Annotated in this window: 15 protein-coding genes; 8 read left to right on the top strand and 7 right to left on the bottom strand. The window is 43.3% G+C overall.

What is annotated here, in order from left to right:
* Positions 1-23: 23 nt before the first annotated feature.
* The 5 genes from NITUZ_RS06065 (at position 24) to NITUZ_RS06045 (ending at position 5323) form a co-directional block, all read left to right on the top strand.
* Positions 24-2135, top strand: coding sequence for a 3-hydroxypropionate--CoA ligase (locus NITUZ_RS06065; protein ID WP_048196436.1), 2112 nt, complete (start codon positions 24-26; stop codon positions 2133-2135).
* A 32-nt stretch (positions 2136-2167) separates the two neighbouring features.
* Positions 2168-2929 (top strand): enoyl-CoA hydratase/isomerase family protein, encoded by a 762-nt coding sequence (locus NITUZ_RS06060; protein ID WP_048196435.1) that lies wholly within the window; start codon positions 2168-2170, stop codon positions 2927-2929.
* A gap of 80 nt (positions 2930-3009) precedes the next feature.
* Positions 3010-3360, top strand: coding sequence for an iron-sulfur cluster insertion protein ErpA (gene erpA, locus NITUZ_RS06055; protein WP_048196434.1), 351 nt, complete (start codon positions 3010-3012; stop codon positions 3358-3360).
* A gap of 128 nt (positions 3361-3488) precedes the next feature.
* Entirely contained in the window at positions 3489-4637 is a 1149-nt protein-coding gene (gene dnaG, locus NITUZ_RS06050) for a DNA primase DnaG (protein ID WP_048196433.1), read from the top strand.
* 5 nt (positions 4638-4642) lie between these two features.
* Entirely contained in the window at positions 4643-5323 is a 681-nt protein-coding gene (locus tag NITUZ_RS06045) for a DUF120 domain-containing protein (protein ID WP_048196432.1), read from the top strand.
* On the opposite strand, the gene egtB is transcribed toward NITUZ_RS06045, so the two are convergent.
* Entirely contained in the window at positions 5320-6612 is a 1293-nt protein-coding gene (egtB, locus tag NITUZ_RS06040) for an ergothioneine biosynthesis protein EgtB (RefSeq protein WP_048196431.1), read from the bottom strand. The two genes, NITUZ_RS06045 and egtB, sit on opposite strands and share 4 nt — an antisense overlap.
* A gap of 106 nt (positions 6613-6718) precedes the next feature.
* Between egtB and egtD the strand changes: the two genes are divergently transcribed.
* Genes egtD through NITUZ_RS10355 form a run of 3 tightly spaced genes read left to right on the top strand, consistent with a single transcriptional unit; the run spans position 6719 to position 8186 of the window.
* Positions 6719-7738 carry an L-histidine N(alpha)-methyltransferase gene (gene egtD, locus NITUZ_RS06035; RefSeq protein WP_081844887.1) on the top strand — a complete coding sequence of 340 codons (1020 nt, stop codon included), beginning with the start codon at positions 6719-6721 and terminating at the stop codon, positions 7736-7738.
* Positions 7735-8013: a DUF427 domain-containing protein gene (locus tag NITUZ_RS06030; protein WP_048196430.1), complete on the top strand. Its 279-nt coding sequence runs from the start codon at positions 7735-7737 to the stop codon at positions 8011-8013. Before egtD ends, NITUZ_RS06030 begins: the two co-directional genes overlap by 4 nt.
* Positions 8014-8057: 44 nt before the next feature.
* A complete protein-coding gene (locus NITUZ_RS10355) occupies positions 8058-8186 on the top strand; it encodes a hypothetical protein (RefSeq protein ID WP_275040826.1) in 129 nt (42 codons plus the stop codon).
* Here the strand turns inward: NITUZ_RS10355 and NITUZ_RS06025 are convergent, their stop codons facing one another.
* Genes NITUZ_RS06025 through NITUZ_RS06000 form a run of 6 tightly spaced genes read right to left on the bottom strand, consistent with a single transcriptional unit; the run spans position 8187 to position 13202 of the window.
* Positions 8187-8798, bottom strand: a complete 612-nt coding sequence (locus NITUZ_RS06025; protein WP_048196429.1) for an FAD synthase family protein — start codon at positions 8796-8798, stop codon at positions 8187-8189.
* 37 nt (positions 8799-8835) lie between these two features.
* Positions 8836-9876 carry a diphthine synthase gene (gene dph5, locus NITUZ_RS06020; RefSeq protein WP_048196428.1) on the bottom strand — a complete coding sequence of 347 codons (1041 nt, stop codon included), beginning with the start codon at positions 9874-9876 and terminating at the stop codon, positions 8836-8838.
* Positions 9876-11006 carry a M20/M25/M40 family metallo-hydrolase gene (locus tag NITUZ_RS06015; protein ID WP_048196427.1) on the bottom strand — a complete coding sequence of 377 codons (1131 nt, stop codon included), beginning with the start codon at positions 11004-11006 and terminating at the stop codon, positions 9876-9878. Before NITUZ_RS06015 ends, dph5 begins: the two co-directional genes overlap by 1 nt.
* 2 nt (positions 11007-11008) lie before the next feature.
* Complete coding sequence (gene lysX, locus NITUZ_RS06010; protein WP_048196426.1) at positions 11009-11854, bottom strand: lysine biosynthesis protein LysX; 846 nt, start codon at positions 11852-11854, stop codon at positions 11009-11011.
* Positions 11851-12018: an alpha-aminoadipate/glutamate carrier protein LysW gene (gene lysW/argW / locus NITUZ_RS06005; protein WP_048196425.1), complete on the bottom strand. Its 168-nt coding sequence runs from the start codon at positions 12016-12018 to the stop codon at positions 11851-11853. The genes lysX and lysW/argW overlap by 4 nt, the downstream gene beginning before the upstream one ends.
* A gap of 2 nt (positions 12019-12020) precedes the next feature.
* Positions 12021-13202, bottom strand: coding sequence for a LeuA family protein (locus tag NITUZ_RS06000; RefSeq protein ID WP_048196424.1), 1182 nt, complete (start codon positions 13200-13202; stop codon positions 12021-12023).
* Positions 13203-13285: the final 83 nt, after the last annotated feature.

The following is a 13285-nucleotide window of genomic DNA, read 5'->3' as shown; positions in this document are numbered from 1 at the left end:
GCTAGGCAGTGTTCGATCACATTATGAGCTCAACTCAAAAAATATTTGAAGAGACAATTAAAACAAGTCACAAAGTTATAACCGAAGAAGCATCCAAATCCATACTAAAGACATACGGGGTCAAAGTTCCACCATATGCTCTGGTAAAATCTGCAGACGAGGCAGTGGCAGCCGCAAAAAAGATCGGCTATCCACTGGTAATGAAGATCGTCTCACCACAAATTCTGCACAAGACGGACGTAGGCGGTGTAAAGGTCGGGCTCGATAATGATGCTGATGTGAAAAAAACATTTAACGACATGTATGGAAGACTCTCAAAGAAAAAAGGAGTCGAGGTAAAAGGAGTTCTTTTGGAAAAGATGGTTCCAAAAGGAATCGAGCTTATAGTAGGTCTGCAAGTTGACCCACAGTTTGGCCCAGTGATGATGGTAGGACTGGGAGGTGTAATGACCGAAGTGTTCAAGGATGTAGCATTCAGGATGCTACCAATTACAACCGCAGACGCAAAATCAATGTTAAATGAATTAAAATCATCAAAGATATTCAAAGGCTTTAGAGGCAGCGAGCCAGTGGATATGAACATGCTTGCAAAAGCACTTGTTCAGATTGGCAAGCTTGGAGTGGACAATGCAAAATACATCAACAGTATAGACTTTAACCCGGTGGTAGTCTACCCCAAGTCATACTTTGTAGTCGATGCAAAGATAATACTTGCAAAAGAGATAAACAAGAACGCAATATCTAAGGCAAAGCCGGATGACTCTTTCATGGAGACATTCTTTACCCCCCAATCCGTCGCACTGGTTGGCGCATCAGCTACGCCTGGAAAGGTAGGTAATTCTGTACTTGACAGCCTCGCAAAGCACGACTACAAAGGCAAGGTATATCCAATTAATCCAAAGGCAGAGGAGATTCTGGGGCTCAAATGCTATCCCTCACTTGAGGCAATCAACGATAAGATAGATCTAGTAGTTGTCTGTGTAGACCTATCCGTAACTCCGCCTGTACTTGAAGCATGCGCAAAGAAGGGAGTTCACAATGTGGTGATAGTGTCTGGTGGAGGAAAGGAACTTGGAGGCGAGAGAGCGGACTATGAATCTCAAATAAAGTCGCTTGCATTAAAGCACAAGATCAGGATCATTGGCCCTAACTGCATAGGAATGTTTAACGCAGCTAACAGACTTGACTGCGCGTTTCAGGGCCAGGAAAGAATGGTGAGGGCAAAGCTTGGAAATGTTGCACTTTTGTCCCAGTCTGGCACTATGGGAATCAGCTTCCTTGAAACCGCCGATTCATTTGGACTCTCAAAGATGGTCAGCTATGGAAACCGTTCGGACGTTGATGAAGCAGACATGATTTGGTACCTTGCAAACGATCCGCAAACAAAGGTAATTGCATTATACGTGGAAGGCTTTGGGGACGGACGCAAATTCATCAACACTGCCAAGCGTGTCATGAAGGAAAAGAAAAAACCCGTGGTGATATGGAAGAGCGGAAGGACAGAGGCAGGCGCAAAACAGGCTGCATCTCATACCGGCTCACTTGGCGGCTCTAACGCAATAATAATGGGGGCTTTCAAGCAAGCAGGAATAATTTCAGTTGACAGCTACCAGGAGCTTGCAGCAGTAACAAAGGCTCTTGCCTGGCAACCTCCAGCAAAAGGCAATAGAGCGGCAATGTGTAGTAACGGAGCAGGTCCAATGATCGGTGGAATAGATCACTTTGAGAGACTCGGACTCGAACTTGGCAAGGTAACACCAAAGACGCTCAAGGAGCTAAAGGAGCACTTTCCACCAACCTATGTGATAGGAAAAGGAAATCCAGTAGATGTAACCGGAGGCGCAAACGCAGACGATTATAGGTATACAATACAAAAATTCATGGACGATCCCAACATCGATATAGTAATGCCGTGGTTCGTTTTCCAAGACGACCCGCTGGAGGAGACAATAATAGACTATCTTGGCGAGTTCTCAAGGCAGAGAAAAAAGCCTATTTTGGTAGGTGGAAACGGAGGACCATACACACAAAAGGTATCTGCGTTGATTGAAAAACAGGGCGTTCCTGTATATGATGATATCAGAAATTGGGTTGCGGCAGCGGCCGCACTTGCTCAGTGGGGCAAGAACTCCTAACATTTATTTCAAGCAAAAAAAGGAATCAAGTAATGGCTTTAGTTACAACATCAAAGTCTAATGGAGTTGCCACTGTAAAAATCAACAGACCTGACAAACTCAATGCAATGAACATGGATGTTGCAAGGGAGATAATCAGTGTCTTCAAAGAGCTAGACCAAGATGCCGAAACCAAGGTGATAATACTTACTGGTGAAGGCGACAAAGCATTCTCAGCTGGTGCTGACATTGAATACATGTCAAAGATAACACCTGACCAGTCAGTAGAGTATGCCAAGCTTGGACAGCTTCTGACTGCCACTGTAGAAGAGGTTTCAAAACCTACGATTGCAGCAGTTAACGGGTTTGCGCTCGGCGGAGGATGTGAGCTTGCCATGTCTTGCGATATAAGAATTGCAGCAGACACAGCAAAGCTTGGCCAGCCAGAAGTCACAATCGGAATTCCACCGGGATGGGGTGGAACACAGAGACTGATGCGTATAGTAGGAATTGCAAAAGCAAAGGAGCTTGTCTACACCGGAAAGATGATCAAGGCAGATGAAGCAAAAGAAATTGGACTTGTAAACAGCATAGTACCGCTTGCATCGCTGATGGAAGAGGCAAACAAACTGGCACAGCAGATTGCGGCAAACTCTGTACTCGGAGTAAAAATGTCCAAGGTTGCAATCAACAGAGGAAGAAATGCAGATCTAGAAACCGGCCTTGGAGTTGAACTCTTAGCTTGGAGAAACTGCTTTACCGATCCTGACAGAGAAGCTCGCATGACTGCCTTTGTCAACAAATCAAAAAAATAAGCTACACCTAACTTTTCCTTTTTATTCCTAGTCGATTTTGTGTGAAAAGATTATTATAATTTGGAGCGCCAAACAGGTTCATGGCAACTGAACAAACACAGAAACTAATCACAGTGACGCCAAAGGCAGCAGAGATGATCCTCTCATTCATGAAAGAGGAGGCAGAAAAGCCAGAATACCTGCGAGTCTATGTTCAAGGCGGAGGATGCTCAGGCCTTTCCTACGGAATGGGATTTGAGACCAAGCCTGAAGAAGACGACACTATCATCGAAGAGGCTGGAGTAAAGCTTCTAGTTGACAGCTACAGTCAGGAACATCTCAAAGGAGCAAACATCGACTACATTGAGAGCCTAATGGGTTCAGGATTTAAGATAAACAATCCGAACGTAACAAAATCGTGCTCTTGCGGTCACTCCTTTAGCACAGAATAAGCCAATACTTTTTAATTTTTAATTTGTTCCTAGCATGTGCTATACAAGCTAGATTTGGAATTCGGATAAGCACTTATATCTGCGATTCAAAAATGATATTCATTGAATTTTAGGAGGTATACTAACAGTTGCCACAAGGAGGAATTGTCAAATATCACGTTAAGCTATCCTTTGAAGTTGATGGACTTGTTGAACGTGCAGACATAATAGGTGCAATTTTCGGTCAGACGGAAGGACTCTTAGGACCGGAGATGAACCTAAACGAACTGCAACGAGTCTCAAAGGTTGGCAGAATCGAGGTAACGACAAATTCTACTACAAACACGACAACGGGTGATGCCCTAATTCCAATGAGCACCGACGTTGACACTGCATCTCTTATCGCAGCTGCGATAGAGAGTATTGACAAAGTAGGCCCATTTGACTGCAAATTCAGACTTACGGCAATCGAAGATGTACGTGCTACAAAAAAAGACGATATCATAAAAAGAGCCAAGGAGATCAAGCAGCAGTGGGCAACAAAGACAATCTCAGAAGGGGAAACGATGCTCAAGGACATACATGCTGGAACATCCGTGTCAGGCAAGCTTACCACATATGGAAGAGGAAAACTCCCATGCGGTGCAGGTGTTTTTGACTCGCCATGGATAATCCTGGTTGAGGGTCGCGCAGACGTAATCAATCTATTGCGTGCTGGAATCGATAACGCACTTGCAATTGATGGAGCGCGTATTGATGAGTCAATCAAGGATCTATGCGACACAAAAGAAAAAGTAGTTGCATTCTTGGACGGGGACAGAGCAGGCGGGTTCATCCTCAAGGAGCTAAAAAGTGTAGTAGATATTGACGTAATTCACAGGGCACCGGAAGGAGTGGAAGTTGAAGAGCTGACACCTCAGCAAATCACTGACATTCTCAAAAACACAATCGAGGAAATGAACAATCCAAAACCAAAGCCGTCACTGTCTGATCCAAACGACAAGCCGATGGCAGAGATTGCAGAAAAGACATTTTCTCAGGTCAATGAGACTCTGGAAGCAATAGGACTTGACGCAAACAAGAAAGAAGTCTTCAAGGTCCCAATCAGCGAACTGGTCTCAAAACTTTCGGTGCAATCTGGAATAAAGTACTTGATTCTAGATGGGATAGTGACTCAGAGATTGGTAGATGGCGCAAAACAGGCGGGAATTGAGTGCATAATAGGACACAGAATTGCCAACTTGACAAACAAGGATGGAATCTCACTCAAGACCTTCACTGAACTTGGCGTCGCGTAGGCCAAATGTCTGAGCTGAAAATCCAACATCTGATAACGTTAACTGAGCTCCTATCAAAAGGAGCCAAACACAATTTTATTTCAATTACAACTTCGTCTCTTGGAAAGAATATTCACAAATCTCAACAGGCAGCATCAAAGCATCTTTTAGAACTAGAAGAGGGTGGGTTAATACAGAGAATGATGTCTGGCAGGAAGATATCTGTAAAGCTGACCAAGAAAGGTTATGACCAGATTGCAGACATGTACAATCTGATAAAAAACAGCCTTGAGTCAAGTCCATCTGAGATTGAAATTGGCGGCATATTGGTTTCGGGGATGGGTGAAGGAGCATACTATATGTCGCTAAAAGGATACACAAAACAATTCAAAACAAAGATAGGATATGTACCATTTCCGGGTACGCTAAATATCAAAATTGAAAAAAAAGAGCACATTGAATCCCTGCGCCAGGTGAACAACATGCCTGGAAAGCAGATCGACGGGTTCTCTGACGGAAAGCGTACATATGGCTGGGTTAGATGTTACTCATGCACTTTGAACGGCAAGATTCCATGCAACCTGATATTTCTTGAGAGGACGCATCATGATCTTTCCGTGGCTGAGCTAATATCCGAGTTTGACATACGTAAAAAGACAGGACTCAAAAACGGCGACAGAATAACTATCACAATACCTGTATCCTAGACGTCATCTGCGCACCTAAATCCTGAGAAGAGCCATCTCTCATCTAGTCTGAAAAAGTTTCTATAACTTGCACGAATGGAATCTCTTGGAGTTGCAAAGGATCCACCTCTGAGCACTTTTTGATTGGTAAACCATTTATCATTATATTCGGAAAATCCTGACTTGAACCCCGGGTATCCAACAAACTCGGATGATGTCCACTCCCAAACATCGCCTATCATCTGATGGCACCCATAGTGACTTGCACCTTGTGGGAATGAACCTATTTTGGACGGGCCCCACAAGTATGATTCTAGCAGGTTTGCATGATTCCCAGAAGGAGAGTCATCGCCCCATGGGAACACAGTTTTGATCTGCCTTTCTTCATTCCAGCAAGCTGCCTTTTCCCACTCTGCCTCTGTCGGAAGGCGCCTTTGAGCCCATTTGCAGTAGGCGTCAGCCTCGTAATAGCTAACATGACATACTGGCTCTGATGGGTCTACAATGCGAGAGCCAAGAAAGTCGTTGATGTGCCACTTGCCGTCTTGTTTGTACCAGTACATTGGAGCAGTCCATCCATTTTTTCGTACTGCATTCCAGCCGTCCGAGAGCCAGTATCTGTGGTCATCATACCCTCCTGACTCGATAAACTCCATGTACTGTCCTGCAGTTACAGGAAAGGCATCTATTTTGTACTCATTTAGGTAGACTTTGTGCTCTGGAAGCTCAATATCGTAACAGAATTCTTTGCCAGAATATCCAAGATTGTAGATGCCTCCCTCTATATGGATCTGTTTTTGTTTTACCGACAGAACATCATCACGTCGATTTCTTATCTTAGGGTTGTATTTTTCAGCCAAAATATGCTGCAAATCGTACACTAAAAGCTCTTGGTGCTGGTATTCATGGTGTATTCCAAGCTCGATTATCTTTTCAGTTGAGGCATCAAGATGCACCGTATTTAGAAATGTGATAATTTTTTGCGTGATGAGATCATAATATCTTTGTATTTGCTCTGTAGTTGGCCTTGAGACAGCCCCCCTGCTTGCCTTATCATGTTGCTCTCCAAATTTATTATAATAAGAATTCAGATATTTTGAGAATGTCACGTCATGGATCTTGTAATCCTTGTCTATTTGCTCTAAAATCTTCTCAAAGAGCCAACTGACATGCCCAAGATGCCACTTTGGTGGGCTTACATACGGAGCAGTTTGTACCGTATAGTCATCTTTTTCTAGTGGGCATACGATTTGCAGCGTGGTTGCTCTCAGCGACTTGAATTTGTCTACAATAGAGTACGTGGCAAGCATGATACTGAAACTTGTTTTTAATATTCATGTGTTTCCATCAGATCTGATTTGGACTTATAGAAGATTTTTAAAACACGGAATGGGAATATTTCCATAAAAATAGCTTATGAGATCAAAAATACAAAACAAATACACCAAGGTTCAACTTGCGCCGAACTGCTTTATTGTAAAGTCGAACACTTTGCACTCTAATGATTTCAGCGCAGATATTGCCTACGGTCTGAGCAGGAAAAACAAGTTTATCCATTCAAAGTACTTTTACGATAAGAACGGTTCATACCTATTTGATAAAATATGTGATCTTCCAGAATACTATTTGACAAAAAAAGAGATGCAGATTCTGTCTGAAATCAACAAAGACCTTCTGGAGCACCTTGACGGACATAACATGGTAGTAGAGCTGGGAAGTGGTGCTGCAACAAAGACAAGACATATTTTTGAGACTCTTTCTTTACTTCATCAAAGAATAGAATACTATCCAATTGATATCTCCGACATCGTAAGGGAAAGTAGTCAGAGGTTACAAGATGAATTTGATAATCTACACATAACTGGCATAGTCGACCAATATGAGAATGGGCTTGATTACATCAGGGACATTTCTGGAAAAAAACTCATAGTGTTTTTTGGGTCTAGCATAGGAAACTTTGATCATGCTGAAGCCACAGAATTCCTCAAAAAAGTCAACCTCGCTATGAATAAAGGAGATCTTTTCCTTCTTGGAATAGATTTAGTAAAAAACAAAGAAATACTTGAGCGCGCGTACAATGATTCTGAGGGCATCACAAGACAATTCAATCTTAACCTACTATGCAGAATAAATGACGAGCTTGGTGGAAACTTTGATATCGACTCATTTGAGCACGTGGCTATCTATAACTTGCAAGCAAAAAGAATAGAGATGTATCTAGAATCAAAAGCAGAACAGCAAGTAAGCATACAAGATATTGGAATGACAATCAACTTTAGAGCAGGAGAGAGGATCTGTACTGAATATTCATACAAATACACTATATCTCAGATACGAACTATGGCCAAGAAGGCTGGATTTGAAATAAAGAGCATCTGGACTGACAAGCAAGACTATTTTGCCCTAGCATTGTTCTCAAAGGAACTGAAAAAATGAAGGCAATTTGGAATGGTGTTGTACTGGCAGAAAGTGAGAAGACAATAGTAGTTGAAGGCAATCACTACTTTCCGCCCGATTCGATAAAACCAGAGTTTTTCAAAAAATCAGAGACAAAGACAATATGTGGTTGGAAGGGGGTTGCAAGTTATTACTCTGTTCAGGTTGCAGATAGGACTAACAAGGATTGTGCTTGGTACTATGAGGAGCCAACTGACGCAGCAAAGCAGATCAAAAACTATGTGGCGTTTTGGAACGGAGTTAAAATCATCTGATTGCGGTTGGAAGCACTAAAAAGGATCGCTAGAACAGTATCTGCATGGTAAAATTCAATCCTTTTGATCCAAGCTATAAAGGCATTACAAGCTGGATGAGCCGCCGCGTGATGATATACCTAGGCTTGGCACTTTTGGCACTGATTGTTTACAGATATTTTGTTCTGGAATGACTACAACCCGTGGATTGCCTCGCCGTACTCTTTTTCAATTTTTGAACTGGAAAACTCTGGTATGGGGGACTGTAGCCTTGCCACCTGGACTTCCAAATTTATCTTTCTGCAGCCATCTATGATAAATTTCTCCTGATGTACTTGGTCGTATCCAAGCGCAATAACATTCGGCTTTACTATCTCGACCGTCTTGAAGATATCTCCATCATTTCCAACTATGCACGTATCTACCATAACAAGTGAATTGATAAGTTCCTGCCTGAGTGTTTCATGATGCAGGGGCTTTCTCTTTTTCATCTTTATTGCAGTATTATCTGTCGCAACAACCACAACCAGCACGTCACCAAGCGCTTTTGCTGCATTTAGAGTGTGAATGTGTCCTGGATGTATGATGTCAAAGACACCGCCGGCAAGAACTATGCGCAGCGCGCTTCTTCCAAACTCTGTTAGCCGGTTTTTCTCTATTGCGCCGTTTTTCTCCAGCGCGCTGATCCTCTGTGAGAGATACTCCTCACTCAGGCTTGTCTTCTTTATACATAGTTGCATCGGATCTTCCTTTGTGATGGAGCAAACGTACCATACTGCTAAAATCTTCTTATCAATTATATCCAAACTATATGCACTACCATCCTGTTATTTTTAATGTGATCTATGAATTCATTTCGGGTTCTATTCCCTTTGCAATTCGTAGCGCATCAACAAGACCGTCGGCATATCCTATGCTGAGTATGGCAAGCTCGTCCTTTCCCTGCTCAAAAAAGCGTTCTGCATCCCTGATGTACAGGTCTGCATTTTCAAGAACTCCTGCAAATTCCTTTGCATCACTGTAATGAGGAGCAATTTGCTCAAGCGCACGTCTTACCATGGGTACATATTTTCTCATCATCTGTGCTGATATTTTTTCAATTTTCGGTGTGTTCTCCTCAGGCATGTCGGCGCATTCTGCGAGTGCCTTCAAGGCATCGGATTCGGTAAAATGAAGCGTTCCAGGTATGACTATGGTGTGAGGTGCCTTGCCAAAGTCCTTATCAAGAAGGCTTGATATCTTTCCGGCAGTTATCTTTTGGTCCTCAAACCCTATCCTTGAGGCAACTATTGCATACAGTGAATCAGAAACTACTTTGCGTACTTGTTCTCTTTCTTCCTCAAGCAGGCTCTTGAATGCTTCCACAGGACTCAGAAAAAATCCCCTGTTCTGATTATACTCGAGTAGTACGACAGTGTGGCTTCCAAGCTTTAGATTCTCAAATATTGTATAGTATGCGGTGCTCGGCCTAATCCCGCTCATAATTGTGACCGTCCTGCCTACCTTGTAGTAGTGTAGGCCACACTCTCCTATAAGCGAGGTAATTGCTGATGATGCGTGGACCGTATCTGTCTGTATGCCTTCCAGTACAGCACGTACGCGCAGCTCTATGTGAGTTGTGGCAATGTAAGGGTCTCCATATGATAGTAATGCGACTTTTTTTCCCCGTGCGGCATCTAGAATCTCCCTTCCATCCTCTACTAGCCATCTTGGACCGAGTCTAAATTCTCCCTTGACAATGCTTCTGATCTCATACGAGTTTTGTTCTTTTATGGGACTTGTAAATTGCTCAAAGTACACTATATCGCATTCTGATATTATCTGTCTTGCTCGAAGAGAAAGTGAGTCGGGGCCAGTTATGCCAATACCGATAAACCAGAGCATCAGCTATCTTTTTTCGAATCGTGCAGTCGCTTAAGGTGGTGTAGTGTGTTTTTGATTACCTCAATTCCGCGCAGAAATTCTGACATGGACACGCGTTCATCTATTGTATGTGATGCGTGAGGATCTCCAGGACCATACGTTACAACTGGTACATTCCATAGGGAGCCTATGATGTTCATGTCTCCAGTTCCAGTCTTGCGTATGAGCGCCGGCCTTGCACGCTCAACTTCCATCACACCTAGCGTGAATGCGCGTACCAATGGCGAATTCATGGGAGCCTCAAACGGTTCAGTCTCGTCTATTACAGAATACATTGCCTCTACTCCGTATTTGTTTGCAAGATCTGTTACCTTGGAGGCAATCTTTTCTCCTACCATCTTTACGTTCATGGTAACGGGAATTCTTATGTCCATGGTGGTAGTGCATTCTTTCGGGGTCACATTGTGACTGTCTCCGCCTTTTACTTCGGTGATGGTGCATGTGAGCATCATCCCTTTTGATTTACCATCTTGATTTTCTTCTAGATGGTGTTTTAACTCCTGGCTGAATCTCATTGACTCCTCTATTGCATTTTTAGCAAGCCACGGAGCAGAAGCGTGAGCAGAATCGCCTACATTTATTTTCAGGTTTATCGCAATTCTTCCCTTGTATGCTATTGTGACATTTCTTATCCCACTCGGTTCTCCAAATACAGCATAATCGATGTCCAGTTTCTGCTTTGCAAGATTCTTGATTCCAGTTGCGTTTCCTTCCTCATCCACTGCCCCAACAAAGATTATCGTTCCGTTGTTCTTTTGCAGCGTTGCAGCTGCCAAAAGCATTGCAATTAATGGTGCCTTTGCATCGGATGCACCTCTGCCATATAGATAGTCGCCCTCCTTTCTCACCTTGATTTTACCTGGAACCGTATCCATGTGGCCGCAGAGCAACACGCGAGGAGAACCTGAACCTATCTGTGCAATCAGGTTGCCTACTTCGTCAGTATGAATATTTTCAAAACCCAAGTCATCACACTTGTCGGCAAGATATTCTGCCATCGGCTTCTCGGAAAGAGACGGGGTGTATAGTCTTAGTGCCTTCTCCAGTATCTTTATTGAAAACCTTGGCGTAATGGTAAATGAAGAGTCCATTTCTATTTTCCTGAATTTACTGCGTATTCTAAGATTAGGCCTGCTATATCCGTGCCCGTAACGCGCGCAACATTTCTGTATTCAGTCGTGTTGTTTATTTCGTGTACTACTAGTCCTCTGTCAGTGCTTTCCATAAGATCAATTCCGACTATCTGACCCTTTACAGCATTTTTTGCCTTTATGCAAATATCCTCAAGCTCAGGTGTCACCTTGCATACTTCTGCGGTTCCACCAAGATGCGTGTTTGTCTTCCAATTGCCATCTCCAGAGTTTCTGTAGATAGCGCCTACTACGCTGTCTCCTATGACGACTGCTCTTATGTCTCTTGGTGGCCTCTGGACGAACTCTTCCAAGTAGTGAATCTGATAAATCGGATACATTTTTTCCCTTTCCTCGATGATGCCTTCGGCTGCCTCTTTGCTGTTTAATTTAGTTACCATTCTACCCCAACTGCCAACCGTCGGTTTTATCACGCGCGGATAGCCAAGGCTATCAAGTGCCTCAAGTGCGGATTCTTTTGTAAATGCAACTGTAACATACGGCGTGTTAATTCCAGCTTTTTTTAATAACATGTGTGTGAACAATTTGTTTCCCGCATAGATGCCAGTGTGAAGTGAGTTTATCACGTTTGCACCAGCTCCTTCCAAGGCTGCAGTAGAGTGTAGGTTTCTGTAATAGCTAACGCATCTTTGCAGGACTGTACCGAAATCTGATTTTTTGTCCAGATCGATTACAAGGTTCCTACAATCTACCATTTGTATATTGATGCCCCTTTTCTTTGCAGATTCGACAAGGGCCTTTTCTTCAAGTCGGATGGTGTCGTAGAGAACCGATATTGGGGGACTCACTGACCCCAGTCCTCTCCAACGCTCTGAGCTGGTTTTAGCTCAAATCCGCCAGAAGATTTTACAATCTCAAAGCTTGCACCGCAATCAGGACAAGTTACAAGCTCGCCTTCTAGAGCATCCTTTGGGATTGAAATATCAGAGTCACATTCTGAACATTTTGCCATAGTTACTCATTACTGCCCTTTGAGTCATTAATTATCTTTCTTTCAAGCTTACCGTCCAGAGGTATCTCCAAAAGATCCCCCATTCTGAGGTTTTTAAGCCCAAGAGCTACTGCTTTTGCTTGCTCATCGTTCTTATCCAGGCCTAAAATCGACATCAGATATGCAGAACCTGTCTTTCCTGCAAGCTCGCCAAAGACTATTCTCCGCCTGTTTCCTACCACTCTTGGAGGAATCGGCTCATATGCCGCAGGGTTTCTCAGTATCGCAGCAAGATGAGTGCCAGCCTTGTGCTTGTACGCGGTAGGACCTACTATGGGTTTTGAATCGTATGGAACTATTCCAGTATAATCTTCTATCAGCTTTGAGAGATCAGTTAGCATGTCGAGCCTAAAGTCGTTTGGAGATCTGTACAAATATGTCATGGCAACTGCTACTTCTGCAAGCGCAGGAATGCCTGTTCTTTCACCCACACCGTCTATTGTGGTGTGTATCTGGTCTGCGCCTGCATCGACTCCTGCAAATGCGTTGGCAAGTGCAAATCCCATGTCGTTGTGGCAGTGGACATCCAAAGGTACCTTGATCTTATCTTTTACCATTTTTACAAAGTTGTACATGCCCTTTGGTCTCATGACTCCTACTGTGTCTGGTAAACTAATTCTGTCAACCCCTGCCTCTTCTATTGCCTTGCATATTTTGAGCAAGAACTCTGGGTCTGCCCTACTACCGTCTTCCACAGTGAATCTCATCTTCAGACCGTGTGATTTTGCATACTCGACAGTTTCTACTGCTCGTCGCATTGCCTCTTCGCGAGTGATTCTCAGCTTGTCCTTTAGGTGAATGTCTGAAATTCCAAGATATGTGGCAGTCCATTTGGGATCGCACTTTAGTGCAACATCCACATCCTCTTTTAGGGCGCGTACGTGCGCCACAATATCTGCTCTTAGGCCTTGTTTTATGATTGTCTTTGTTGCCTCAAAGTGGTCTTCTGATACCACTGGTGATATCTCAATCTGGTCCACACCGAAATAATCTAACATCCATGCAATCTGAATGCGTTGTTTGTTGGTAAACGTCACTCCTGGGTGCTGTTCGCCTTCTCTAAGAGTACTGTCCAGCACGTGTATTCTTCTTGGCTTTTTGTCATACTCGTTCCACAAGTGGGCATAGTAATTTGGATCGTTCATAGCAGAGTTGTTACAGGAATGTGCCCGTTATAAAGATAATCGTACTAGAAGCGGCACTAATCAGATAAAATACATCTATTTTA

The organism is Candidatus Nitrosotenuis uzonensis (genome assembly GCF_000723185.1).
GTDB classification, from domain to species: domain Archaea; phylum Thermoproteota; class Nitrososphaeria; order Nitrososphaerales; family Nitrosopumilaceae; genus Nitrosotenuis; species Nitrosotenuis uzonensis.
This window is presented reverse-complemented; position numbering and strand designations above follow the sequence as displayed.

Coding starts and splice junctions, on each gene's coding strand:
- NITUZ_RS10355 (WP_275040826.1), top strand. CDS start 8,058: ATGGTAAAATTCAATCCTTTTGATCCAAGCTATAAAGGCATTACAAGC.
- NITUZ_RS06030 (WP_048196430.1), top strand. CDS start 7,735: ATGAAGGCAATTTGGAATGGTGTTGTACTGGCAGAAAGTGAGAAGACA.
- erpA (WP_048196434.1), top strand. CDS start 3,010: ATGGCAACTGAACAAACACAGAAACTAATCACAGTGACGCCAAAGGCA.
- NITUZ_RS06000 (WP_048196424.1), bottom strand. CDS start 13,202: ATGAACGATCCAAATTACTATGCCCACTTGTGGAACGAGTATGACAAA.
- NITUZ_RS06060 (WP_048196435.1), top strand. CDS start 2,168: ATGGCTTTAGTTACAACATCAAAGTCTAATGGAGTTGCCACTGTAAAA.
- NITUZ_RS06045 (WP_048196432.1), top strand. CDS start 4,643: ATGTCTGAGCTGAAAATCCAACATCTGATAACGTTAACTGAGCTCCTA.
- egtD (WP_081844887.1), top strand. CDS start 6,719: ATGAGATCAAAAATACAAAACAAATACACCAAGGTTCAACTTGCGCCG.
- egtB (WP_048196431.1), bottom strand. CDS start 6,612: ATGCTTGCCACGTACTCTATTGTAGACAAATTCAAGTCGCTGAGAGCA.
- NITUZ_RS06015 (WP_048196427.1), bottom strand. CDS start 11,006: ATGGACTCTTCATTTACCATTACGCCAAGGTTTTCAATAAAGATACTG.
- dph5 (WP_048196428.1), bottom strand. CDS start 9,876: ATGCTCTGGTTTATCGGTATTGGCATAACTGGCCCCGACTCACTTTCT.
- lysW/argW (WP_048196425.1), bottom strand. CDS start 12,018: ATGGCAAAATGTTCAGAATGTGACTCTGATATTTCAATCCCAAAGGAT.
- NITUZ_RS06065 (WP_048196436.1), top strand. CDS start 24: ATGAGCTCAACTCAAAAAATATTTGAAGAGACAATTAAAACAAGTCAC.